Below are 25,170 nucleotides of genomic sequence, written 5' to 3' on the forward strand. Positions count from 1 at the left end.
ATATATGCCCAGGAGACGTAAATTGCGGGCCGACCGACTGAAACGGCCGGCTATTAAGCCTGGCCGTTCCGTTGTTGATGATGATTTCTGCGATTAGCACAGCATTTCCATGCTGCACCCTTCAGAAGATGATCTAGCGATGAACTCCAGATCATAGTCCTTCTTGAATTCAACGTACATGGATTTCGAATGCCCGTTAACGACCGGGATGCGTACACTAGCAGCCGTCACTTCAATGGATTCGTCGCCCATCATTTTTTTGGTCTCGCGGACCATCTTCATTTCTTCCAGGGTATAACCGTTCTCTGTAAATTTATCGAGAATATTCAACGATCATCGGCTGGAGCTGTTTCCCTTCCAATGCCGCATAACAAGCTTCCGGAATCAGATTCATTTTGGCGACCAGCGAGTTCGGTTTCTGCTGCGGATTATCCTGTCCGTAAGGGACGAAATATATGTTTTTGGTAACCAGCAGCTTCGCGATATTGGCCGCATTCAGTCCAAGGCCGTCATTCGTTGAGATCGCCAGCACCAGCGGTCTGCAATTTCTCATCTGCGCCTTGGCTGCCATTAAGACAGGACTGTCAGTCATCGCGTTGGCCAGCTTACTGGTCGTGTTTCCCGTGCAAGGGGCGATAACCAGGACGTCAAGCAGCTTGGATGGGCCCAGCGGTTCCGCCTCCACAATTGTAGAAATAATATCATTCCCGGTTATATCTTTCAACTGTTTCTGCCAATTTTCCGATGTGCCGAATCGGGTATCGGTCGTCATAATGGTGCTCGATACAATCGGCACCACATTCGCTCCCCCGTCTTTGAATCGCTGGATCTGCGGCATCACTTCTTCGAGTGTGCAGTGCGATCCTGTCAGGGCATAACCCACTGTAATTCCATTCCAATTCATTTACGCATCCCCCCGAATCTTGATTTCTTCAGAAATCAGCTCCACCAGCGTGTTGGCCATGATGATGCCGGCTGTTTTTGGAGCCACGATTCCGGGTAGTCCGGGTGCGAGCATGGCTTTGATACCCCGTTTCTCGGCATAGCGAAAATCGCATCCGCCGGGTGCGGAGGCAAGGTCAATAATGACAGCCTCCCGAGGCATTTTCGAGATGATTTGTGCTGTGACTATCATAGTTGGAATCGTGTTAAAAAGCAAGTCAATATCCGACACATAAGAACCCAGATCCCTTACCAGGAAGGGCTTCCAGCCCATTTCCTCAGCTCTTGCGTAGTGCTCCGATTTACGTACCCCCATCCGAATTTTGGCACCCAGTCCCTGCAGGCTGCGAGCCATTGTAAATCCGGTCCGTCCCATGCCGAGCACCATGCTTGTAGATCCGTGGATCGTAAAATCCGTGTTTTGGATCGCCATCATGAGTGCGCCTTCGGCGGTCGGAATGGAATTATAAATAGCCACATCGTCCCTCTCCAATATCTCTACCAGCTTGATCTTATATTTGTCACATAGCGAGCGCAAATAGGGTTTCGCCATGCCTGTATAGATCACTCCATGTCCGGGCATCGCCGCGATATGTTCTTCCTGCAGTCGCAGCGGCCCTTCCGAGAATAGCGCGCTGACACGTCCCTCATCATCACATCCCACTACAGGCAGGATCAGAGCATCGGCGTCCGATAACAGCTCTGGCGTAAGCGGCTCGCGAGTCACTCCCTGAAAAGAATCCTGCAGTTTCTCAAACCCGGCGATCATGACGGAGGCATCCATCTCAGCGCATTTGCGAATCACTTCAATTTGCCTTGCGTCTCCTCCAACAAAGACGGTCCGGACTCCAGTCAGCATGGAAGGCCTCGCTCCTTTCTTCAAACCAACGTATAAAGCATCTTATGCTGCCGCCTATGGGGAGGTGAGCGCATTTCCCTTAAACTACCGCCTTAACGCAGTAAATAACGTTAGGAGAGATAAGTCCGGCTCCATGTCCATCCTGCTTGAAGACCAACGAAAAAAAACACCGCTCCGTTTCAACCGGAGCGGTGTTCATGCTGATATCATGATCCTGATGATACCTTTAAGCTTCCATGGTATGGTTTATTTGCCGGTATGACCGAATCCGCCCGCCCCGCGTACCGTATCGGACAGTTCGTCAACTTCCGTAAATTCTACGGCAGGCACGGATTTGAACACCATTTGGGCAATCCGCTCATTACGCTCAATCGCAAAAGGCTCCTGTCCCAAATTGACAAGCAGCACCTTGACTTCCCCGCGATAATCGGCGTCAATCGTACCCGGAGCATTCAGGCAAGTAATGCCATGTTTGTAGGCAAGACCGCTGCGCGGACGGATTTGCGCCTCAAGCTCGGCCGGCATGGCAATCGCAAAACCGGTCGGGATTAATTTGCGTTCACCCGGGTTTAGCACCACCGGCTCTTGAACGGCAGCGTGCAGGTCGAAACCCGCGGCCAGCTCGGACATTTTCACCGGAAGTTTCACATCTTCATTTCCTGGCAATCTATTGATTTGAACGTAGTGCAACAAATTCATTCCTCCTAAGTACATTCAGTGCTTTATCCGAAGTTCCTACCATCGCTAGTGCATATGGAGTCCCAAACATACGGTCAAGAACGGCGTTGACATCCTTCATGTCGACCTGTTCGATCCGTTTAATGATCTCGTCCAGACTGAAATGGCGGCCCAGCATCAATTCGTTCTTGCCCAAGCGATTCATGCGGCTGCTCGTGCTCTCCAGACTTAGGATGAGACTGCCCTTCAATTGTTCCTTTCCTTTGCGCAGCTCTTCCTCCGTCATCCCGTTCTGTGCCAAATCATGAAGCATTTCCGTGGTCAGCTGAAGCACTTCTTTTGTCTGTTTGGGCGCAGTGCCTGCATAGATGGTAAACATGCCGTTATCCGCGTGGGAACTGTGGTATGAATATACCGAGTACGCCAGCCCGCGCTTCTCCCGAATTTCCTGAAACAAGCGTGAGCTCATGCCGCCGCCAATGGCGTTATTCAGCAAAACCATCGCATACTGAAGCTCGTCGCCGATCGAGCAGCCGGGAAACGACATGCAGATATGATTCTGCTCCGTTTTCTTCTTGCGGAACTGCACGCCGTCCAAAAAGGCCGGTACCGCCAGCGGCTCTGACGTTCCATGGTTAGCAAAGCCGCCAAAATGGCGCTCCAATAACGCAATCACTTCATCATTGATGTTGCCGGCCAGGGCAATCACCGTATTCTCAATGGTATAGTGCCGGTCCATGTAGGATCTCAGCGCTTGCGAATCCATCGATTCCAGCCGCTCCTTCGTGCCGAGAATCGGATAAGCAAGCGGGTGGTCACCGTACACTGACAACGACATTAGATCATGAACCAGATCATCCGGCGTATCTTCATACATCGCAATCTCTTCAAGAATGACATTCTTCTCCTTGGCTAACTCGCCCGGATCCAGCTTCGAATTGAAGAACATATCGGACAGCACGTCAACGGCAATAGGAAAATGCTCATCCAGCACCTTGGCATAATAACACGTATATTCCTTGGACGTAAAAGCGTTGACGTTACCGCCGATGGCATCAAATTCTTCAGCAATGGCACGGGCGTCAAAGCGCTCCGTCCCTTTGAACATCATATGCTCTATAAAATGCGTAATCCCGTTGATGTCTTCCGATTCATTGCGGGATCCGGTTTTCACCCAAATGCCGAATGAAACCGAACGACTTGTCGGGATTTGCTCCATAACCACTCTCAGGCCGTTAGACAATTGTATTTTTTTCACGAATAGGCCCCCCTAACTGTTCCATCAAAGGCTCACTTCGGCTGACAATCAGCCTCATGCCATCCATTCATTCTATCAAACTTTACCATGCGGCTCAACTTCCCTTTGGCATGATTCGCTCCGGTGAAAGCGTCTGGCTGACGGTCCCGATCTCCAGTCCCTTGGCCCGTATTCCGTCAATCATTCCTTTTAATGCTTGGGAAGAGGAGTCCGTTGGATGCATCAATATCAAAAATCCCGGCTCCACCTTCGACGTAATTTTCTGGACGACGGCATCCGGCGCCGGATGCTTCCAGTCGACCGTGTCAAGCGTCCACAGCACCGTCTTCAATCCTCTTGCATGCGCGATGGATACGGTCTGCTGATTGAAATCGCCGGAAGGCGGTGCAAACCACTTATTTACTACGCCCAGGCTTTCTTTAAGCAGATCCTGCGTCTTTGCGATTTCCATCTCCGCCCGTTCCCTGCTGAGACGGCTCATGTTCGGATGCGTAAAGGCATGATTCTCCACCTCATGGCCTCGTTTCACGATCTCGGCGGCCAGCTCCGGGTTTTTCTTCAGCCAGCTGCCATCCAGGAAAAACGTAGTTTTCACCTTCTCCGCATCGAGCGTATTCAGCATCGGCACCAGAAATTCATTCCCCCACGCCACGTTAATCATCATCGATACCATCGGCTTGTTGGGGTTCCCTCGATAGATCGGTTGTTCCCCCAGATCATCGAGCGTGACTTTAGCCGGTATCTGCCGGTAAACATAGGGAATGGCATCGCCGGCTTTACGTTTCTTCGACGATGCTGCTTGATATGTAGCTTCGATATCGACTTCGAGTCCATTGTATCCGGGAATCGCTTTCCACACCGAGTCCACCCTGGCATCCACCGGCTCGATACGCGATTTAGCCGCAGCGGCTTCAATTTGACCCAATAAATCCAGATCCACTGCCGTCTCTGAACCACTGACGAGATGCGCCTCCGGTTTGTTCTCCAGCCCCGATACGTATTTCCAAGCCCCGCTGAACACAGCAACAGCCGACACCATTGCGGCACCGGTCAGCAGCACGGCCATCTTTTTTCCATTCATGGGCATATCCATCCTCCCTAGAGAAGCTTTGTCCCATTTTATGTGCGATCTGACGGAAATATGTACCGAAACATGAGGCCTTAAGCCGTGAAAGCCTGACCCGATGCTTATTCCGAAGCAAGAACATAGGAAGTCCGGCGTCTGATGAGCAAAAAAGAGCCAGAATGATAGGTTCTGCCTCTTTTCCTTCTATCGATATGCGGTTAAACCTGCAAGCGCGAATTAAGATCCGCTCTTGCTGGCTTCGGTTGTCAACACGGCTTTGCGAGACAGGTTAATCCGTCCCTGCTGGTCGATTTCGGTAACTTTCACGGTAATGACGTCACCGATTGCAACCACGTCCTCTACCTTCGCTACGCGCTCAGTCGAGAGTTGGGAGATATGCACAAGCCCGTCTTTGTTAGGCAGGATTTCAACAAATGCACCGAATTTCTCAATCCGTTTTACAGTACCTGTATAGATTTCGCCAACAGCCACCTCACGCACGATGCCTTCGATAATCGAAAGAGCCTTCTTGTTCATCTCATCGTTGGACGATGCGATGAATACGCGGCCGTCTTGTTCGATATCGATCTTCACGCCGGTCTCTTCGATGATTTTGTTGATGATTTTGCCGCCGGCCCCGATAACATCGCGGATTTTATCCGGGTTGATCTGCATCGTAATGATCTTAGGCGCATATTGGGACAGCGTTTCTCTTGGTTTTTGAATGGCTTCCGCCATTTTTCCAAGGATGTGCATGCGTCCTTCTTTTGCCTGCTGCAGCGCTTCCTGCAAAATCGCGCGGTCGATGCCGTCGATCTTGATATCCATCTGAATGGCGGTAACCCCGTCAGGCGTACCTGCCACTTTGAAGTCCATGTCGCCGAGATGGTCTTCCATCCCTTGAATGTCCGTCAAGATGGAAACGTGGTCTCCGTCTTTAATCAAGCCCATCGCCACGCCGGCTACAGGCGCTTTGATCGGCACCCCTGCGTCCATCATGGCAAGCGTGCTTGCGCAAATGCTAGCTTGGGATGTCGAACCGTTCGATTCAATCACCTCGGACACGAGGCGAATCGTGTACGGGAAATCCACTTCATTCGGAATGACCTTCGACAATGCACGTTCACCCAGTGCACCGTGACCGATTTCACGACGGCCCGGAGCGCGAAGCGGACGCGCTTCCCCAACGCTGAACGGCGGGAAGTTATAATGGTGCATGAAGCGCTTGGTCTCTTCCAGATCGATTCCATCGAGAATCTGTACATCGCCTAGAGCACCTAGTGTACATACGCTAAGAGCCTGGGTTTGTCCACGCGTAAACAGACCGGAGCCATGCGTTCTAGGCAGCAGGCTGGTATCGCAATCGATAGGACGGATCTCAGACAGACCGCGGCCGTCCGGACGAACTTTATCGTGCGTGATCAAACGGCGAACTTCTTCTTTCACGATATCGTGAAGGACCTCTTTAACATCCTTCAACAACTCGGGTGTCTCGATGTATTTCTCTTCGAACACGGTGTATGCTTCGTCGTTGATAGCGTCAATCGCATCTTGGCGAGCGTGTTTCTCCTCAATGCGAACGGCTTCAACAAGACGGGCTTCCGCAAATTCGCGCACTTCGCGATTCACGGTTTCATTGACCGCATGAAGCTTAACCGCCATTTTCTCTTTGCCGCAAGCTGCCACCAGCTCTTCGATCTTGGCTACGATTTTCTTGATTTCCTCATGCCCGAACATGATCGCTTCCAGCATGACTTCCTCAGGAACTTCGTTCGCTTCGGCCTCGACCATCATGATCGCATCTTTGGTGCCGGCGACGACCAGATAAATATCGCTTGCTTCCTGTTCCGCAATGTTCGGGTTCACGACAAAGTTGCCGTCAACGCGACCCACCGCGACGCCGCCGATCGGACCGTTAAAAGGCACGTCCGAGATGCTCAAGGCAGCGGAGGTACCGATCATGGCCGCAATTTCCGGCTCGCAATCCTGATCAACGCTCATCACCAGATTCAGAACTTGAACGTCATTCCGGAATCCTTCCGGAAACAGCGGACGAATCGGACGGTCTGTCAGACGGCTGGCAAGAATCGCCTTCTCGCTTGGTCTGCCTTCGCGTTTGATGAATCCACCCGGAATTTTACCGACTGCGTACAAGCGCTCCTCATAGTTGACCGTCAATGGAAAGAAATCCAGATCCTTCGGTTCACTGGAAGCCGTCACCGTACACAGGACTGCCGTTTCGCCGTAACGAACCATAACAGCCGCATTAGCCTGCTTCGCAAGGCGCCCTGTTTCGAACACGAGGGGTCTTCCGCCAAGCTGCATTTCAACACGTGTTTCCATGTAATCCCTCCTCATGGGGATAAATTTTTTTGAAATCCTAATCATCAGCATGTTTTTGCCAAACGCTGTCCACATTTCCTAACCAGAGTCATCGAAGCGGTCGAATATCACGAACCTATGTACAGGAACAACCCGAACCGTATAGAAAACATTCTCCGTATAGATTGCCCCGGTTATACCATGAAGTGAAAATTAGCGAACAGACCACGCCTACCATCTATCAAGAATCTATATTAAGATAACCCCACAAAGTGGAGTTTAGGCTATGAAGCGTACGCAGTACTTTGTGGGGAAGCTTTCGTAACGGTAAATTGTACAATACTTAGAAAAGAGCCCGGCTGTGCCGCTGTCGTTCCAAGAAGGACAGTGGACAACCAGGCTGTTTTCGGCACATCTTATGGATGATTAGCGACGCAATCCAAGCTTCTCGATCAAAGCACTGTAACGTTTAACATCCTTGTTTTTCAAGTATGCAAGCAACTTACGGCGTTGGCCGACCATTTTCAACAATCCGCGACGGGAATGATGATCCTTCTTGTGCGTACGCAAGTGGTCAGTCAAGTTCGTAATGTTTTCCGTTAGGATAGCGATTTGCACCTCTGGGGATCCTGTATCGGACTCATGAGTTTTGTGCTCGTCAATCAGTTGTTGTTTACGTTCTTGAGTCAATGCCATCCTGTTCACCTCCCTCATTATAATCGCCGTTGGCCCAGGTACCGACGGTGAGATCGAACATCCAAGCCAAGGTTAGAATTGCCCGATCCTCGGGCAACCTCTAAGAGTATAGCATACTTTACCTGAAAAAGAAAATCCGTTTGCGAACAATTTGTCCCAAAACGTTTTATTCGCTGACATTCAATATTTTGCGGGCCTCGACGGCATCCCGCTGAATCCATTCCACAAGCTCCTGAACCGATTCGAATTTATGCTCCTTGCGGATATATTGAACGATATCCACCGTCATGATCTGGTCGTACAGATCCCCTTCGAAATCAAACAGATGGACCTCGAAGATCGGTTCAGTAATCCCTTCGTGGAACGTCGGCTTCACGCCGACGTTCATGACGCCCGGTATCCAGTCGTAATGCTTATCCGTGCGGGCACGGACGGCATAGACGCCCAATGCAGGCGCCACGAACGGGTCCGTCAATTCCAGGTTCGCGGTAGGGAAACCGATCTTTCTTCCCCGCTTCTCCCCGTGAACGACCGTACCCCGGATGTGGTAATTCCGTCCGAGCCAGCGGTTTGCGTCCGACAGCTGTCCAGTTTTTAAGGCAATCCGTATGGATGAACTTCCTACCTTCTCGCCATCGACCAGGAATGGCGGTACCGTAACGACCGACATTTTGCCTTCGCCGAGTTCCTGAAGTTTAACTGCGTCTCCTGCGCCTTTATGGCCGAACCGGAAATCAAATCCGACTACCGCCGTTTGAAGATTTAAGGGAAAGAGCATTTCTTCAACAAACGCTTCCGGACTTACTTGGGAAAATTCTTTATTGAACTCGACGACGTACAGAATATCGATGCCCATCTGCTCGAGCAGCTGCTGCTTGTCAGGCTGGGGTGTCAGATAGCCTTCATAGCTCCCCTTACCGATCACGTCCTTCGGATGCGGATAGAAGGTAATGAGCGCGGCCGGCACTCCATTCTCCCGAGCAATGTTGACAGCGGTCGAAAGCACGCTGGCATGTCCCAGGTGAAGACCGTCGAACTGGCCGATTGCCGCTACCTTGGGCTCGGCAGCTTCTCGTACGATGTCGGAAGATACAGGATAAGATAATGAAACAATCCTCATGATTTCTCACCTCCACTCACTAAATCCAGTCATGCTTAGGAAAATACTTTCACGGGAACGATAGCGCCCGTCTCTTCCTGACGCTTATAGATGCCCAGAAAGTTTTCCTTTATATCGTACAAACGGATAGGCTCCGAACTGTCGACGGCCGGTTCTACCGCCCTGGAGGACAAACGTTGCCCCTTCAGCGCGGCCTCCGCCTTCTCTTCGGAAACCGTATGCTTTGCTAGATGATGAATCGCCTGATCCACCGGAATAAGCCGGGTTTGCAGCGTTTCATCCTTCATGAACTGCTCAATTTGCTCTAGTGTCAAGCACTGCGCCTCGGTGATTCCCGCCGATATCGTACGTACCAGCTTAACCATGACGGACGGCAGGCCGAGCTTCCTCCCGATATCCACACAAAGCGTGCGGATGTATGTACCTTTGGAGCACAGTACACGGAAAGAAATTTCCGTATACTCCCCTTCCGCATCAAAGTCCGTCATCTCGATTTCATGAATCGTTACGGTACGGCTTTTGCGCTCCACCGTCTTGCCTTCTCTGGCAAGCTCGTACAATCGTTTGCCGTTGATTTTGACGGCGGAGTACATAGGAGGAACCTGAGAGATCTGGCCTCTAAAAGATTGCAGCGCTTCAAGCGCCTCGTCTCTGGTCACGCGGACTTCATCCGCAGTCTCCACCACATTCCCGGTAATATCCTCGGTATCGGTCGAGTATCCAAGGCGGAGGACCGCATGATACTCTTTAGGCAGCTCCTGCAGATATTCGACGACCCGCGTGGCTCTCCCCAAGCATAACGGAAGCACGCCCGTCACTTCAGGGTCCAGCGTCCCGGTATGTCCAATCCGCTTCAAACGAACCATTCCCCGAACTTTGGCTACCACATCGTGGGAGGTCCATCCGGCCGGTTTGTGAACGGCCAAGATGCCTTCTAATTGCGTCATAGCTTTAATCTCACCTGCTCTACTACTTTAGGGATGATGTCTTGAAGGGAGCCTTCCATGCTGCACCCTGCCGCCCGGACATGGCCACCGCCGCCAAAAATTTGGGCCAATGCGGCAACATCCACTTTGCCGGCTGAACGCAAACTCGCCTTGACCATTCCAGATTTCAGCGATTTGAACAGAATCCCGACTTCGACTCCCTGAATGTTTCGGGGATAATTGACGATCCCTTCAAGATCCTCGCTAACGGCACCGCATAGTTCCATATGCTCGGGGGTTACGTACACCCAGGCTATTTTACCGTCATCCGACAGACTCAACGTGTTTAACGCCTGAACCAGCACCTTCATCTGCGGCAGCGTCATTTCCTCCAGCAGCGTTTCCGCAATTTCAGGGCCGTTCACACCATAGGATAACAGATCGGAAGCCATGCTCATGACCTTGGGCGACGTATTGGAATAACGAAAACCGCCAGTATCCGTTAACAATCCGGTATAAATCGCAGTAGCGATTTCGGCATCCCAATCGATTTCAAACAAATTCAGCAAATCATAAAGGATTTCTGCGGTTGCAGCCGCCTCGGGCACAACCAGGTTAACGGCTCCGTAACGATCATTCGTTGGATGATGGTCAATATTAACGATGCTTGCATGATCGGCAAACACCTGCTGCGTATAACCTACTCTCGCAAAATCCGCGCAATCCACGCAAATGACGTTTGAAAACGTCCTTCCCGGCTGCTGTTCGGACAGATTGAGAATCTCTTCTGCATGCCACAGATTTTTCATACGCTTCGGGATGGGCCCTTCGTTGATCATCGTGAATTTCTTGCCCAGACATGAGAGAAGCCAGCCCACCGCAAGGGTGGAACTGACTGCATCTCCATCGGGCTGAACATGCGACACAACCAAATAATCATCGTGCTCCAGCAGAAACGATTTCACCTGCTGCAGCTCTTGTTCATAGGTCTGCATTCGCCCTCTCCTTTATAAACAAAAACTACTCTATTTCTCTTCGCGATCCACGATTTCGGTCAGCAGCTTCTCAATATGGCTGCCATACGCAATGGAATCGTCGAATTTGAAGATCAGCTCCGGAACATGCCGGAGACGAATCCGCTTGCCCAGCTCAGAACGGAGAAAGCCGCTTGCCTTCTCCAGCCCTTTCAAGGAAGCCGCCTTCTGCTCGTCGTCCCCGAGCACGCTCAGGTATACCTTCGCTTGGGACAGATCGTTAGTTACATCCACGCCGGTCACGGTAATAAAACCGATTCTCGGGTCTTTCAATTCCGTTTGGATCAGTTGGCTGAGCTCTTTTTTAATCTGCTCGCCTACGCGCCCAGTTCTGATTTTTGCCATGGTCTGATCACCTCATTCGTTAGCGCTCTACCGTCTCCATGATGAAGGCTTCGATTACGTCCCCTTCTTTGACGTCGCTATAGCCTACCAAGGTAATACCGCACTCGTAACCCTGTGCCACTTCTTTAGCGTCATCTTTAAAGCGCTTGAGGGAATCGATCTTGCCTTCATGAACGACAATGCCGTCACGGATCAAGCGAGCTTCTGCGTTACGCGTAATTTTACCGGATGTCACCATACATCCTGCAATCGTACCCACTTTGCTCACTTTAAAGGTGTTGCGGACTTCCGCATGACCGATCACGGATTCTTTATACTCCGGATCGAGCATCCCCTTCATAGCTTGCTCAATTTCCTCGATTACATTATATATTACACGGTGCAGACGGATATCAACCTTCTCCTGCTCGGCGGTTTGCTTCGCTTGAACGTCAGGACGAACGTTAAACCCGATTACGATCGCGTTGGAGGCAGCTGCCAAAATAATATCGGATTCGGTGATGGCACCGGCACCGCTATGGATAATCTTGACACGAACGCCTTCCACTTCGATTTTGTTCAAGGAGCCTTTCAGCGCCTCGACGGAACCTTGCACGTCACCTTTGATAATAACGTTAAGATCCTTGATCTCGCCGTCTTTAATGTGCTGGAAGAGATCATCCAGCGTCACCCGCGTATTCGTGTTCAATTCGGATTGACGATGGGTAATCGCACGCTTATCCGCGATATTACGCGCTTTACGCTCATCCTCAAACACCATGAACGGATCGCCGGCGCCCGGAACTTCAGTCAAACCGGTAATTTCGACCGGCGTTGATGGTCCGGCTTCTTTTAAACGACGGCCTTTATCGTTCACCATGGCGCGAATACGTCCAAAGCAGTTGCCGGCTACGAAGGCGTCGCCCACTTTCAACGTACCATGCTGAACGAGGATGCGTGCTACCGGTCCTCTGCCTTTATCAAGCTCAGCTTCAATCACGGTACCGCGCGCGCGTTTATCAGGGTTTGCTTTATATTCATTCACTTCTGCTACCAGAAGGATCATTTCAAGCAAGTCTTCCAGACCCATCCGCTGTTTCGCCGAAACGTTAACAAAGATGGTATCTCCGCCCCATTCTTCAGGCACTAACTCGTATTCCGTCAATTCTTGTTTCACTTTATCCGGGTTAGCGTCCGGCTTATCGATTTTGTTCACGGCAACGATGATCGGCAAACCTGCCGCTTTAGCATGGTTAATCGCTTCGACCGTCTGTGGCATCACGCCGTCGTCAGCCGCAACCACGATGATCGTCATATCCGTTACTTGTGCACCACGGGCACGCATGGCCGTAAACGCTTCGTGGCCCGGTGTATCCAGGAACGTAATCTTCTTGTTGTTGATCTCGACTTGGTAAGCACCGATATGCTGCGTAATCCCGCCAGCTTCGCCACTAGATACGTTCGTGGAACGGATCGCATCCAGCAGCGTCGTTTTACCGTGGTCAACGTGACCCATAATCGTAACAACCGGTGGACGCTCTTTCAGTTCTTCCGGAGCATCGTTTTCTTCAACGGTCTCAAAACGATCTTCCTCTACCGGAATTTTCACTTCGACTTCTACACCGAATTCGCCAGCGAGCAATAGAATCGTATCGATATCCAGCTCCTGGTTGATGGTGGCCATCACGCCGAGGAAAATCAGCTTCTTGATGACTTCGGAAGCGTCCTTATGAAGCAGCTTCGCCGTTTCACCGACGGTCATGTTGCCACGGACGATAATTTTCTTCGGCGTGTTGTCGATTTTCTCACGAGGCGGCTGCTGATTATGTTGATTCCGGCCGCGGTTATTCTTGCCACCGCGATTGTTGCCACGGAATCCTCCCTGACGGTTGTCATCAAAACGCTTGGAGTCTGAACGATTGTTATTGTTGTTTCTGGAACCGCGGTTCTGGCCGTTACTGTTATTGGATCCTGAGAATCCGCCTCCGGTTCCACCCGGCTTGCTCTGAGGACGCGCTCCGCCTGGGTTGTTGCCGCCCTGCGGACGCGTTCCTCCTTGATTATTGCCTTGCGGACGCGATCCGCCCTGATTATTGCCTTGCGGACGCCCGCCGCCTTGACCTCCGCCTTGTGGACGGGATCCGGTCTGCGTGCTGCCGCCCGGTCTGGAGCCTTGGCTGCGATTATTCTGCTGGCTTCCTTGTGCGGAGCCAGATTGGTTTCTTCGGGTATCCTGCCCTCCTTGGGGACGCTGGGAACCTGAAGCTTGTTGTGTGTTTGAATTCGTTCTACTATTCATACCTACCTGCTTTTCCTGTTGTTTTTTGGGCTGGCTTTGACCTTGTTGTCCTGATACTCGTTGTCCTGAATGACGCATACCGTCCTGCCCATTACGGTTGCCGTCTGCATTCACGTTAGTGGAAGTGCCTTCTGTTTTAGCTTGGGATACGGATGCGGCTGCATTCGCTCCGGAACCCGAAGGTTTGCGGTTCTCGGTTCGGGGAGCGTCGCCACTGTCCCGCTTAGCTGCCGCATTCGATTTGATATCTTTGAAGAACTGCTCTACCTTGGACACCGTATCGTTTTCCATTACGCTCATGTGGTTATTGACCGGAACGTTCAAACGCTTAAGTATCGTGATAATTTCTTTACTGCTCATGTTCAACGATTTAGCATATTCGTACACTCGAAGTTTATTGTCTTTGTTTTCCTGTTTACTCAATATACTCCACCTCCGACATTGTCTCCATTTTCTTGGAGATCATTTCTGCGAATCCTTGATCCGTAACTGCCAGCACAACCCGCTCGGGTTTACCTACACTTGTGCCCAGACTTTCCCGGTCAAATCCGATTACCAGAGGGATATTGTAAGAACCGCATTTGTCGCGGAACTTCTTTGTTGTATTATCTGAGGCGTCACCCGCCAGAATAACCAATTTTGCTTCAGAAGACCGGATGGCTTTGAGCACGATCTCATCTCCGGTAACCACCTTGCCTGCCCTCATGGCCAGGCCGAGCTGAGAAAGCGCCCTATTCATCATCGGCAGCACTCTCTTTTGCAGCCAGGAATTCATCCTCAACCTTGATGAAATCCTGTGCCAACTGTTCATAGATCTCAGGCTTCACATGTTGTTTCAACGCTCGATCCAGTGCTTTATTTTTGTGTGCCAGCTTGAAGCAGGAAACCTTGCCGCATAGATACGCTCCCCGTCCCGACTTTTTGCCGGTGAGATCGATCAGGACAGCGTCATCGGGAGTCCTGACAATCCGGATGAGCTCTTTCTTCGGCATCATTTCCTGACACGCCACACATTTACGCAGCGGTATCTTTCTCTGTTTCAAGACGACAACCCCCCGTCATTTGGAATTAATCGACAGAGACGGAATCCTGGTGCATTTCACCTGATTGGGACTTCGGTCTGCCAAATTCCTGCTCCGCCTGACTTTCGCTCTTAATATCAATCTTCCAGCCGGTCAGCTTCGCCGCGAGACGAGCATTCTGGCCTTTGATCCCTATCGCCAGCGAGAGTTGGTAATCCGGAACGATTACGCGCGCCATCTTCTCATCTTCAAATACTTGGACTTCAAGCACTTTGGATGGGCTCAGCGCATTGGCCACGTATTCTTCGACCTGGTCGGAATAACGCACGATGTCGATTTTTTCGCCGCGAAGCTCATTGACAATCGTTTGTACGCGCAATCCCTTAGGCCCTACGCAAGAGCCGACCGGATCGACTTCATCGTTGCGGGAATACACCGCAATTTTGGAGCGGAATCCTGCTTCGCGCGCAACCGAGCGAATTTCCACGACGCCGTCGAAAATTTCCGGCACTTCCAGCTCGAACAGGCGCTTCAAAAGGCCCGGATGCGTACGGGACAGCATAATCTGCGGCCCTTTGGTTGTGTTCTCAACCTTCGTAATGTACGCTTTGATCCGGTCGCCATGCTTGAACTTCTCGTTAGGCATAAGCTCAGTAAGCGGCAGCGCCGCTTCGATCTTGCCAAGGTCGATATAGATGTTGCGCAAATCCTGACGCTGCAGCGTACCCGTAACGATATCGTCTTCCTTGTCAATAAAAGCGCTGTAGATCAGGCCGCGTTCGGCTTCTCTAATGCGCTGGGTAACAACCTGCTTTGCCGTTTGAGCGGCGATCCGTCCGAAATCACGCGGCGTAACCTCGATTTCCGCTATATCTTCGATCTGAAAATGCGGATTGATCTCACGTGCGGCATGCAGCGAAATTTCAGTGCGCGGATCCAGAACCTCGTCCACGATCAGCTTCCGTGCGAACACCTTGATAACACCCGTGTTGCGATTCATGTCTACCCGTACATTTTGCGCCGTGTTGAAATTGCGCTTGTAACTTGAGATCAGTGCCGCTTCAATGGCTTCAAACAGCACATCCTTGCTGATGCCCTTCTCTCTTTCCAACTCATTCATCGCTTCAATAAAATCCATACTCATTGAAAATCGGTTCCCCCTTTCAAAACTTCCGTTTAAAAAATGATGGCCAATCTGGCACTGGCTACTTTTGCATATGGAATCACGTGCTGCTTCTTCGCGGTCTGAATGACCAGCTCCTCGTTATCAAAGGATTCCAGCTTGCCTTCAAACTCCTTCAACCCGTTAATCGGCTCGTATACCGTAACAAACACGTTCTTGCCGACTGACTTCGCAACATCCTCTTTTTTCTTCAGGGGACGTTCCGCGCCAGGAGAAGAGACTTCAAGAAAATAAGCCGTCGGAATCGGATCGTTCTCGTCCAGCTTCTGGCTCAGGTGTTCACTGATTAAACCGCAATCGTCAATGTCAATGCCGCCGTCCTTATCAACAAACACGCGCAAGAACCAGTTGCTTCCTTCCTTAACGTATTCCACATCTACCAGTTCAAAGCCGTGTTCGTCCAAATACGGCTGCACCATTTCTTCCACAGTCGTTTTAATCTTTGATGTGCTCAAAGAACATAACCTCCAAGTTGATTTCCTATATACCAAAGAGTAAAGAGTGGGTTGCCCCACTCTTTACACAACGGTTTTATCTCCATGATTACCAAAAAAATTATAACATAGTCTGGTAATAGTGACAAGTATGACTCCTTGACTGTCAAGGCGTCACGGCCATGAAAGAATGACAAGAATCAGAACAATGACAACTGGTTGCTCTCCGGCAGACCGCGGAAGCATCCCATTTGGGTCAACAGCTCCACGGCGGTTTTGCTTGCCTTCGATTTTTGCTGGAAATCCTCGATGGAGAGGAATTCTCCGAATTCACGCGCGGCGGCTATGTTGCGGGCGGCGTTATCGCCGATTCCCGCAAGCGCAGAGAACGGCGGAATGAGCGAGTCGCCATCCACCTTGAATCTCAAGGCGTCGGATTGATACAAATCGATGTTCTTGAATGAGAAGCCCCTTGCCGTCATTTCCAGCGCCATCTCCAGAATCGGCAGCATGCCTTTTTCCTTCGGACTCGCTCCGAAGCCGAGCTGCTCGATCTCTTCAATCCGGCGATAGATCGCCTCATAACCCTGACAGCATAATTCGATATCAAAATCCTCGGCGCGGACCGAGAAGTAGGTTGCGTAGTATTCAATCGGATAATACAGCTTGAAGTAAGCCGTTCGCACCGCTGAAATAACATATGCGGCGGCGTGGGCTTTCGGGAACATGTACTGGATTTTGAGACAGGAATCAATGTACCACTGCGGCACTTTGCATTTCTTCATCTCGTCGATCCATTCCTGGGACAACCCCCGGCCTTTACGCACGCTTTCCGTAATCTTAAACGCGAGGCTGGCGTCCATGCCGGCCTTGTAAATCAGGAACAGCATGATGTCATCGCGGCAACCGATAACGGTTTTGATGTTGCAGGTTCCATTCTTGATGAGCTCTTGTGCGTTGCCGAGCCATACGCCGGTTCCATGTGAAAGTCCCGAGATTTGCAAAAGGTCAGCAAAACTCGACGGCTGCGACTCCACCAGCATCTGACGCACGAACTTGGTCCCCATCTCCGGCACGCCGAAGGTGGCCACCGGCGAGCGTATTTGCTCCGGCTTCACGCCCAGCGCTTCCGTTGAGTTGAACATGCTCATTACTTTCGGATCGTTCATCGGGATGGTCGTTGGGTCCACCCCGGTCAAATCCTGGAGCATTCTCATCATCGTCGGATCATCGTGTCCGAGAATATCCAGCTTGAGCAAATTCGCTTCAAAGGCATGATAATCGAAATGCGTCGTTTTCCACTCCGCGTTGACATCATCGGCAGGGTACTGCACAGGCGTTATCTCTTCAACCTCGATGTAGTCCGGCACAACGACAATACCGCCGGGATGCTGGCCCGTGCTGCGCTTGACGCCGGTACAGCCTGACGCCAGCCGGTTTAATTCCGCGCCCCGCCAGCGCTTGTTGTTGTGCTCCTCGTATTTCTTGGCAAAGCCGAACGCCGTCTTCTCCGCCACGGTGCCGATGGTACCGGCACGGAATACGTTCTTCTCGCCGAACATCTCCTTGGTGAAATTATGGGCATGCGGTTGATATTCGCCGGAGAAGTTCAAATCGATATCGGGAACCTTATCCCCTTTGAAGCCCAGGAAGGTTTCGAACGGGATATCCTGTCCTTCGCCCTTCATCATGTTTCCGCATTCCGGACAAGCCTTGTCCGGCAAGTCGAATCCGCTCGGCACGCTGCCGTCCAGGAACCATTCGCTGTGCTTGCAGTCGCTGTTCAAGCAAATGTAATGCGCTGGCAGCGGGTTAACCTCGGATATGCCGAGGAACGTCGCAACGACGGAGGAGCCAACGGAACCCCGGGAACCAACCAAATAGCCGTCCCGATTCGATTTTTTCACCAGCTTCTCGGAAATCAGATAGTTCGCGGAGAAGCCGTATCTAATAATCGGCTCCAGCTCTTTCTCCAACCGGGCCACAACGACCTCGGGCAGGTTCTCCCCATAGATCGACTTGGCCGTGTCGTAGCAGGTGTTGCGGATTTCTTCGTCGGCCCCCTCCAGGATCGGCGTAAACAGCTTATCCGGGAACAGCTCCAAATCTTCAAAACGGTCGGCCAATTCGCTTGTGTTCGTTACCACGACTTCATAGCATTTGTCCTGACCCAAAAACTCGAACTCTTGCAGCATCTCTTCCGTAGTCCGAAAATGCGCGTCTGGCTTGCGCATATCCTTGAGCGGGCTGAAGCCGGTAATGCCATGGATGGTGATGTCCCGGAACAGCTTGTCCCGCGGTTCCAGATAGTGCACATTCCCTGTAGCGATGACCGGCTTGTTCAGCTTTTCCCCGATGCGCACGACTTTGGAAATCGCGGTTTTGATCTCTTCGGGACTGCCTACCAGGCCTTTGTCCACCAAATGCATATACATCGTCAACGGCTGGATTTCCAGAACGTCGTAAAAGCCTGCAATCTCTTCGGCTTCCTCCTCCGTCTTGTTCAGCACCGTTTCGAAGAATTCCCCTTTTTCGCAGCCGGACAGCACCAGCAGCCCGTCCCGCATCTCTTGGAGCTTGGATTTCGGGATGCAGGGCACCCGCTTGAAATATTCGGTATGCGACATGGAGACCAGTTTGTACAGATTCTTCTTGCCCGTCATGTTCAAAGCGTAAATCCCGCAATGGAACGGACGGGTATTGGACAGGTCCATGCCCACGTAATCATTAAGACGGTCCAGCATCTTCACGCCTTTGGTTTTGTCTACGTCGCTGAGGAGCCCGTTCAGGATTCCCGCCAGCGCAATTGTATCGTCGATCGCGCGGTGATGGCTTTCCAGCAGCACCTTGTACTTATCCGCCAATGTGTTAAGGCGGTGATTCTTAAGTCCCGGATGCACCAGTCGGGCCAGCTCCAGCGTATCCAAATACGGATTCTCCAGCGTGTCCATGCCTGCATTCTTGAGTGCTGCCTGAATGAACCCCATGTCAAACCGCGCGTTGTGAGCCACGAGCACGCCATCGCCGACGAATTCAACAAATTCCTTCAGTACCGGCTCCAGTTCAGGAGCATCCTTGACCATATCGTCATTGATGTTCGTCAATTGCTGGATATGGTACGGAATTCGCTCGTGCGGATTAACAAACGTGGCGTACCGGCCAATCTCCTTGCCTTCGTGCATCTTCACGGCTGCAAGCTCGATGATCTTGTTCGCGGTGATGGACAACCCCGTGGTTTCAATATCGAATACCACGTAAGTCGCGCTGCTCAGCTCAATCGGCTGTGCCTGTTCCACGATGTTGACGGCATCATTCACGACATTGGCCTCGATGCCGTACATCATTTTGATTCCGTGTTTCTTGGCGTTCTTGGCTGCGTCAGGATAACACTGCACGCCGCCGTGATCACTTACGGCAATCGCTTTATGTCCCCAGGCGGCCGCGGTTTTGATGTACCGGTCGATCGGCGTGACCGCATCCATCGTGCTCATAGTGGTATGGAGATGGAATTCCACCCGCTTCTCGGCAGCGTTATCCTTGCGGGAAGGGGGCGCCTTGACTTCATTGAGGTCGGACGGAATCATGACCAGCTCCGGCACCTGCATAAACCGGTCATATTCCACGCGTCCGCGTGCCTTCACCCATTTGCCATTCTCAAGAAGGCTCAGGACCTTCAAGTCATCCTTCGTTTTGCCAAACATCTTCATCTGCAAGGAATCGCTGAAATCGGTTAAGTTGAAGGTAAACAGCGTGCTGCCGTTTCGGAGCTCCTTGCGGTCCAACCCGAAAATGGTACCCTGGATCGTAATTTTCTTCTCTTCGTCCTGGATCTCCTGGATCGAAACCGGCTGATCCTTGATATCATATCCGACCTGCAGCCGAACGTCGCCTTCTTCCTCGTCCTCGGCATCCAGCTCCGCTTCCATGCTGCTCATGATCTGTTCGATAACCTCGCGCTCTTCCTCGCGCTTCCTCTGCTCGAACTCCTCGTAAGCGGCCTGGCCGTTATCGCCGACCTGCATCTTCACGCGCAGTGTCAGATCGAAGTACTGCCCGAAGAATCGGGTTATGGCGGCATCGATCTGTTTCTTGCGGGCAAGTTCAAGCGACATGCCATCCGACATGGAGAGAAGGACCTGCCCGTCTTCCACCTCGTGTTTCGCCCTTGTCATCCAGCCATTGACCGATGGAATCTCCCGGTGTGCCCACTCCAGAAACAAGCCCCAATACTCCTGCACGATATCGGCCTCCGGAACGCCGCTTCCATACCGGAACACAAATTTGATCTTTGCGATATGTCCCATCTTCTCCTGAATTCTCAGGCAAAATGTACGATAAACTTCGGCCGGGACCAAGGTCTCCTTCTGAACGGTTATCCTCCAGTCCTTGCTGTTCCTGCTGGTCTCTACTTGTTCAATCACACCGTCTAAAAAATAGGGTTCCACCAGATTGGCCGGAACTTCTCCCTGCTTGATCAGCAGTTCAAATCGCTTCCTTTTATCTTCAGTCGTGCCCATGGTTCCCTCCCCCTGCATAACATAAAGCTGTAAGAAAAACTTCTATCGACCTACATCCACAGAAGACAGACCGCGTTTAGCGGATAAAAAACAGAATAAAGCTTCCGCCGGCAGCACTCCATCGTCCTGCCCCGAGAAAGAGAGCGTCCGTCATACTGCCATCCGGAAGCTTACTCCAGATGATGAATCCCCGACGCGGACGAAAAATTGCCCTTCGTCATGCAAGTCGGAAACTCATAATATCGAATTCCTAGTACGCTCTCGCGAACAGCACCGTATGCTTCGCATCCTCGCCGCATACGAGACACTTCGTTTTGTTCTCGGCCGGTTCAAACGGAATGTTTCTGCTCGTCGCGCCGGTTTCTTGCTTCACGGTGTCTTCGCAAGCTTCCGAACCGCACCATCCTGCCAAGGTAAACCCGCGCTTGTCCTCCATGCTGTCCTTCATTTCGTCCAGCGTCTCCACCGAATAGAAATGATCCTCGCGGAACTGCTTCGCACGCTCGTACATTTCCTGATGCACCTGTTCCAGCATGCTCTGCACTTCCTGGATCAGGTTGGCCTGCTCCACAACCTTCTTCTCGCCCGTAATGCGGGAAACGAGCACGCAGACGCCATTCTCCATATCACGAGGCCCGATCTCCAGACGAACCGGAACACCGCGCATTTCGTACTCATTGAATTTCCAGCCTGGACGCACATCCGGATTGTCGTCCACCCGTACGCGGATCCCGGCGGATTTCAGTTCACGGAACAGCTCGTCCGTACGGCCCACGACGGCGTCTCTCGTCTTCGGAGGCCCGATTGGAATCATGATTACTTGAGTCGGCGCAACTTTTGGAGGAAGCACCAAGCCCCGGTCGTCCCCATGGACCATGATCAAGGAACCGATAAGACGCGTGCTGACTCCCCAGGAAGTCGTATGTGCGTATTCCAGCGTATTTTCACGGTTCAAATATTGAATATCGAAAGCTTGCGAGAAGTTGGTACCCATGTAGTGTGATGTGCCTGCTTGTACAGCCCGACCGTCTTTCATCATCGCTTCGATGGAGAACGTGTCCACGGCACCCGCGAATTTCTCCGAAGGCGTCTTCTGCCCCTTGATCACCGGAATCGCGAGATAGTCCTCTACGAATTGCTGATAGATATCGAGCATTTGCATGGTTTCCCCTCTTGCTTCCGCTTCCGTTTCATGAGCGGTATGACCCTCTTGCCATAAAAACTCGCTGGTGCGGAGGAACGGCAGCGTGCGTTTCTCCCAGCGCACCACGTTGGCCCACTGATTGATCAGCACAGGAAGATCACGATAGGATTGAATCCATTTGGAATACATATGCCCGAACATCGTTTCGGAAGTCGGACGAATAGCCAGACGCTCTTCAAGCTTCTCGCCCGCCGCTTCGGTCACCCATGGCAGCTCTGGATTGAAACCTTCCACATGCTCCTTCTCTTTCTGGAAAAAGCTCTCCGGAATGAACAACGGGAAATAAGCGTTCCGATGTCCCGTTGCCTTAAAGCGCCGATCCAGCTCCGCTTGGATATGCTCCCAAATTTCATAACCGTCCGGTTTAAAGACGATGCAGCCCCGGACTGGGGAATAATCCATCAAGTCCGCTTTTTTGATGACATCGATGTACCAGCGCGAGAAATCTTCTCCTTGCGGCGTGATCTCCGTCACGAATTGTTTATCCTTCGATTCCTTAGACATATAAATCGTGTTCCTCCCATTAATAAAACGCGTGGTCTAAGCCGTTCATTCAGGCGGCTTGACTGGACGTTATTGGCGATATGTGTGAACGGGCCGCGGCTATAAAACCCGCCCTGTATTATAGAACTCCATGCTGGATATCGTTATGCGTGAAACTCTGCTAACAATAGAAAAAGGTACGGCTTTCGTCGCGGCTGGCGCACCGAGCCGTACCTTAAAGTCTATCCGTTGATCAAACGCAAAATATCGTTATAGGTGACGGCAATCATTAACAGGAACAGCATCGCAAACCCGATAAAGTGAACCATGCCTTCCCTGTTCGGGTCAACCGGCTTGCCCCGTAATGCCTCGATCCCCAAGAATACGAGCCGGCTTCCATCCAGCGCCGGAATCGGCAGCAGGTTGAATATGCCCAGGTACAAGCTTAGAATGGCCGCCCAATAGGTCAACTGTTCGATACCCTGTTTGGCGATTTGACCCGTGACCTCAAAGGTCCGCACAGGACCGCCTAAATCATCCATGGAAAACTTCTGAATCAACTGTCTGAAGCCCTGGAAAATAATATTGGTGGTGTCAACCATCGCCGTCCCGGAGCCGGTAATCGTCTCACCAAGCCCTGCGGATCGGGTAGGGAGCTCAGGAACGATCCCGACCTTGCCGCCTTCCTGGCCCTCCATGGTCCGAGGCGTCAACGTCAAATCGAAAGATTCCTCTCCCCGGCGTACGGTCCATTCCATCGGCTTGTCCTTGGAGGCCGCAATCAATTCGATCATCTTCTGATAATCGGCCCCAATCGCCGTTCCGTTGATGCTCTCGATGATGTCGCCCTCTTTCAGATCCGCTTCGTCTGCTGGCATGCCTTTCGTAATCTCGCCAATCTGTACGTAGGTTGGATTCTCGACCGGTATACCGGCCATCTGAATGTGAAGGGCAAACAGCACGAAGGCCAAAATAAAGTTCATGACAGGGCCGGCAAATATCGCAAGCGCTCTTTGGCCGACGGTCTTGCTGCCGAACTGGCGGTCTCTCGGTGCGATCTGCGTCTCGACACCTTTAGCTACCGTTAATGCTTGCGGATGGATCTCGTACTGCTGAAATTCACCATCCACATCAAGCCTCACCGACAAACGGTCCACCATGTCGATAAACTGGACTTCGCCGCGAATGACATTTTTACGGTTGTCGAGTTGATCCAGATAAATCTTTTTCACTTGATTCTCTGCATTCACTCGAACCGCAATCGTCTGACCGGGCTGAATCTCGACAAGTTCCGGATCTTCCCCGGCCATGCGGGCATATCCGCCGAACGGAAGAAGACGAAGCGTGAACTGCGTTTCATGGCGTTTATATGAGAACAGCTTAGGACCAAAACCAATCGCGAACTCGCGTACCAAGATTCCGGCACGCCGGGCAAAATAATAGTGACCCCATTCGTGCACGGTAACGATCACAAAAAACATGAGCACCGTTAAAAAAACGACCCGAACCATTTCCAATTCTTTACATCCCCCTTTTCCTCTGAGAACGCAGTATGTCCCTATAGATTATCATTATTCTCCTGTCGTCCACAAGAGAATCACAAGCTGTCCGCTTTTTTTCAAGGGAGATTTCAAAAACACTTCAAAACTTATAGTCGGGAAGCTATTTCACGTGCAATCCGATCATTCTCTTCAATCGTCTCCAGCGCCGGTTCCGGCACGTTATGGTGACTATGCAGCACTTCCTCGATAATCTCTTCGATTCGCAGAAAAGAGATTTCGCCGCGGAGAAAGCGGGCGACCGCGATTTCATTGGCCGCATTGAATACCGTTGGCGCTGTACCACCCATTTTACCACATTCATAAGCGAGCCTTAAACAAGGAAAACGCTCAAGGTCCATTTCCCGGAAGTGCAGCTTTCCTGCTTCTGCCAAGGAGAGCCTTGGTGCAGGCGAAGACCACCGCTCGGGATAAGTCAGCGCATATTGAATCGGGACCCGCATGTCCGGGTTGCCGAGCTGCGCGATAATGCTGGAATCGCGGAACTCCACAAAAGAATGGATGATGCTTTCCGGGTGGAGAAGCACGGAAATATTGTCGTACGGTATGCCGTACAACCAATGCGCTTCAATGACCTCAAGCCCTTTATTGACCATGGTCGCGGAATCGATCGTGATTTTGGCGCCCATGGACCAGTTTGGATGCTTAAGCGCATCCTCCACCGTAACGTTGACCAGCTGATCGCGGGTGTAATCCCGAAACGACCCGCCGGAAGCGGTCAGCGTAATCCGTTCGATATCTTCATGCCGTTCTCCGTTCAAGCATTGGAATATGGCGGAATGTTCACTGTCGATCGGCAAGAGCTTTACCCCTTTTGCAGCGGCTTGAGCGGTAACCAGGTGACCTGCGGTAACCAATGTTTCCTTGTTGGCAAGCCCGATCGTCTTCCCCTCGTTAATGGCCGCAAGCGTAGAAGAAAGGCCCAAACTTCCAACGACCGCAGTAACGACCAGCTCCGCGTCTGTCGCTGCCGCAATCTCGATCAGGCCTTCATGGCCATGAAACACTTCGGTTCCGGCAGGAAGATCATGCCTTAAACTGTCAGCAAGCTCTTTCGTCGCAACGGACACTTTTCGCGGAGAAAACTCCTGAACCTGCTGAAGCAGCAATTCCTTATTGCTCCCCGCAGCCAAGCCTTCAATCTGAAATTGTTCCCGGTGCATCCTCACCACATCCAAGGTTTGGGTGCCAATGGAGCCCGTGGAGCCGAGTACGCTGATCTTCTTCATGCTCATCTTTCCTTT

At 51.6% G+C, this 25,170-nt stretch carries 20 protein-coding genes and 1 pseudogene; all 21 read right to left on the reverse strand.

The window, feature by feature from the left end; translation table 11 throughout:
• Window positions 1-144: 144 nt before the first annotated feature.
• A pseudogene (locus tag GYMC10_RS20405) lies at window positions 145-321 on the reverse strand (Asd/ArgC dimerization domain-containing protein); the annotation flags it as partial.
• Window positions 314-904, reverse strand: coding sequence for a dipicolinate synthase subunit B (locus tag GYMC10_RS20410; RefSeq protein WP_009594715.1), 591 nt, complete (start codon window positions 902-904; stop codon window positions 314-316). The gene GYMC10_RS20410 and the pseudogene GYMC10_RS20405, both read right to left, overlap by 8 nt.
• Complete coding sequence (gene dpsA / locus GYMC10_RS20415) at window positions 905-1,801, reverse strand: dipicolinate synthase subunit DpsA (RefSeq protein ID WP_015736295.1); 897 nt, start codon at window positions 1,799-1,801, stop codon at window positions 905-907. It abuts the gene before it with no gap.
• Between the two features lie 246 nt (window positions 1,802-2,047).
• On the reverse strand, window positions 2,048-2,494 hold the full coding sequence (dut, locus tag GYMC10_RS20420; RefSeq protein ID WP_015736296.1) for a dUTP diphosphatase: 447 nt from the start codon (window positions 2,492-2,494) through the stop codon (window positions 2,048-2,050).
• Window positions 2,469-3,737 (reverse strand): M16 family metallopeptidase, encoded by a 1,269-nt coding sequence (locus GYMC10_RS20425; protein ID WP_015736297.1) that lies wholly within the window; start codon window positions 3,735-3,737, stop codon window positions 2,469-2,471. Before GYMC10_RS20425 ends, dut begins: the two co-directional genes overlap by 26 nt.
• 94 nt (window positions 3,738-3,831) lie before the next feature.
• Window positions 3,832-4,824, reverse strand: coding sequence for a polysaccharide deacetylase family protein (locus GYMC10_RS20430; RefSeq protein WP_015736298.1), 993 nt, complete (start codon window positions 4,822-4,824; stop codon window positions 3,832-3,834).
• 216 nt (window positions 4,825-5,040) lie between these two features.
• On the reverse strand, window positions 5,041-7,146 hold the full coding sequence (gene pnp, locus GYMC10_RS20435) for a polyribonucleotide nucleotidyltransferase (RefSeq protein ID WP_015736299.1): 2,106 nt from the start codon (window positions 7,144-7,146) through the stop codon (window positions 5,041-5,043).
• Window positions 7,147-7,551: 405 nt separating this feature from the next.
• Complete coding sequence (rpsO, locus tag GYMC10_RS20440) at window positions 7,552-7,821, reverse strand: 30S ribosomal protein S15 (protein ID WP_006211281.1); 270 nt, start codon at window positions 7,819-7,821, stop codon at window positions 7,552-7,554.
• Window positions 7,822-7,987: 166 nt separating this feature from the next.
• Complete coding sequence (locus tag GYMC10_RS20445; RefSeq protein WP_015736300.1) at window positions 7,988-8,941, reverse strand: bifunctional riboflavin kinase/FAD synthetase; 954 nt, start codon at window positions 8,939-8,941, stop codon at window positions 7,988-7,990.
• A gap of 35 nt (window positions 8,942-8,976) precedes the next feature.
• Window positions 8,977-9,888: a tRNA pseudouridine(55) synthase TruB gene (gene truB, locus GYMC10_RS20450; RefSeq protein WP_015736301.1), complete on the reverse strand. Its 912-nt coding sequence runs from the start codon at window positions 9,886-9,888 to the stop codon at window positions 8,977-8,979.
• The gene (locus GYMC10_RS20455) at window positions 9,885-10,862 is read right to left on the reverse strand and encodes a DHH family phosphoesterase (protein WP_015736302.1); all 978 of its coding nucleotides are present in this window, start codon (window positions 10,860-10,862) and stop codon (window positions 9,885-9,887) included. Before GYMC10_RS20455 ends, truB begins: the two co-directional genes overlap by 4 nt.
• Before the next feature lie 30 nt (window positions 10,863-10,892).
• Window positions 10,893-11,246, reverse strand: coding sequence for a 30S ribosome-binding factor RbfA (gene rbfA / locus GYMC10_RS20460; protein WP_009594729.1), 354 nt, complete (start codon window positions 11,244-11,246; stop codon window positions 10,893-10,895).
• Window positions 11,247-11,265: 19 nt separating this feature from the next.
• Window positions 11,266-13,947, reverse strand: coding sequence for a translation initiation factor IF-2 (gene infB, locus GYMC10_RS20465; RefSeq protein ID WP_015736303.1), 2,682 nt, complete (start codon window positions 13,945-13,947; stop codon window positions 11,266-11,268).
• Window positions 13,940-14,263, reverse strand: a complete 324-nt coding sequence (locus GYMC10_RS20470) for a YlxQ family RNA-binding protein (RefSeq protein WP_175320809.1) — start codon at window positions 14,261-14,263, stop codon at window positions 13,940-13,942. The genes infB and GYMC10_RS20470 overlap by 8 nt, the downstream gene beginning before the upstream one ends.
• Window positions 14,256-14,567, reverse strand: a complete 312-nt coding sequence (gene rnpM, locus GYMC10_RS20475) for an RNase P modulator RnpM (protein ID WP_009594698.1) — start codon at window positions 14,565-14,567, stop codon at window positions 14,256-14,258. The genes GYMC10_RS20470 and rnpM overlap by 8 nt, the downstream gene beginning before the upstream one ends.
• A 25-nt stretch (window positions 14,568-14,592) precedes the next feature.
• On the reverse strand, window positions 14,593-15,690 hold the full coding sequence (gene nusA, locus GYMC10_RS20480) for a transcription termination factor NusA (RefSeq protein WP_009594773.1): 1,098 nt from the start codon (window positions 15,688-15,690) through the stop codon (window positions 14,593-14,595).
• Window positions 15,691-15,722: 32 nt separating this feature from the next.
• Complete coding sequence (gene rimP / locus GYMC10_RS20485; protein WP_009594781.1) at window positions 15,723-16,184, reverse strand: ribosome maturation factor RimP; 462 nt, start codon at window positions 16,182-16,184, stop codon at window positions 15,723-15,725.
• Window positions 16,185-16,363: 179 nt separating this feature from the next.
• Complete coding sequence (locus GYMC10_RS20490) at window positions 16,364-20,680, reverse strand: PolC-type DNA polymerase III (RefSeq protein ID WP_015736305.1); 4,317 nt, start codon at window positions 20,678-20,680, stop codon at window positions 16,364-16,366.
• A gap of 250 nt (window positions 20,681-20,930) precedes the next feature.
• Window positions 20,931-22,388 (reverse strand): proline--tRNA ligase, encoded by a 1,458-nt coding sequence (proS, locus tag GYMC10_RS20495; protein ID WP_015736306.1) that lies wholly within the window; start codon window positions 22,386-22,388, stop codon window positions 20,931-20,933.
• Between the two features lie 221 nt (window positions 22,389-22,609).
• Window positions 22,610-23,878 (reverse strand): RIP metalloprotease RseP, encoded by a 1,269-nt coding sequence (gene rseP, locus GYMC10_RS20500; RefSeq protein ID WP_397359625.1) that lies wholly within the window; start codon window positions 23,876-23,878, stop codon window positions 22,610-22,612.
• A 137-nt stretch (window positions 23,879-24,015) separates the two neighbouring features.
• Entirely contained in the window at window positions 24,016-25,155 is a 1,140-nt protein-coding gene (locus GYMC10_RS20505) for a 1-deoxy-D-xylulose-5-phosphate reductoisomerase (protein WP_015736307.1), read from the reverse strand.
• Window positions 25,156-25,170 lie beyond the last annotated feature (15 nt).

This window comes from Paenibacillus sp. Y412MC10, from assembly GCF_000024685.1.
In the GTDB taxonomy this organism is placed as follows: Bacteria; Bacillota; Bacilli; order Paenibacillales; family Paenibacillaceae; genus Paenibacillus_AQ; species Paenibacillus_AQ lautus_A.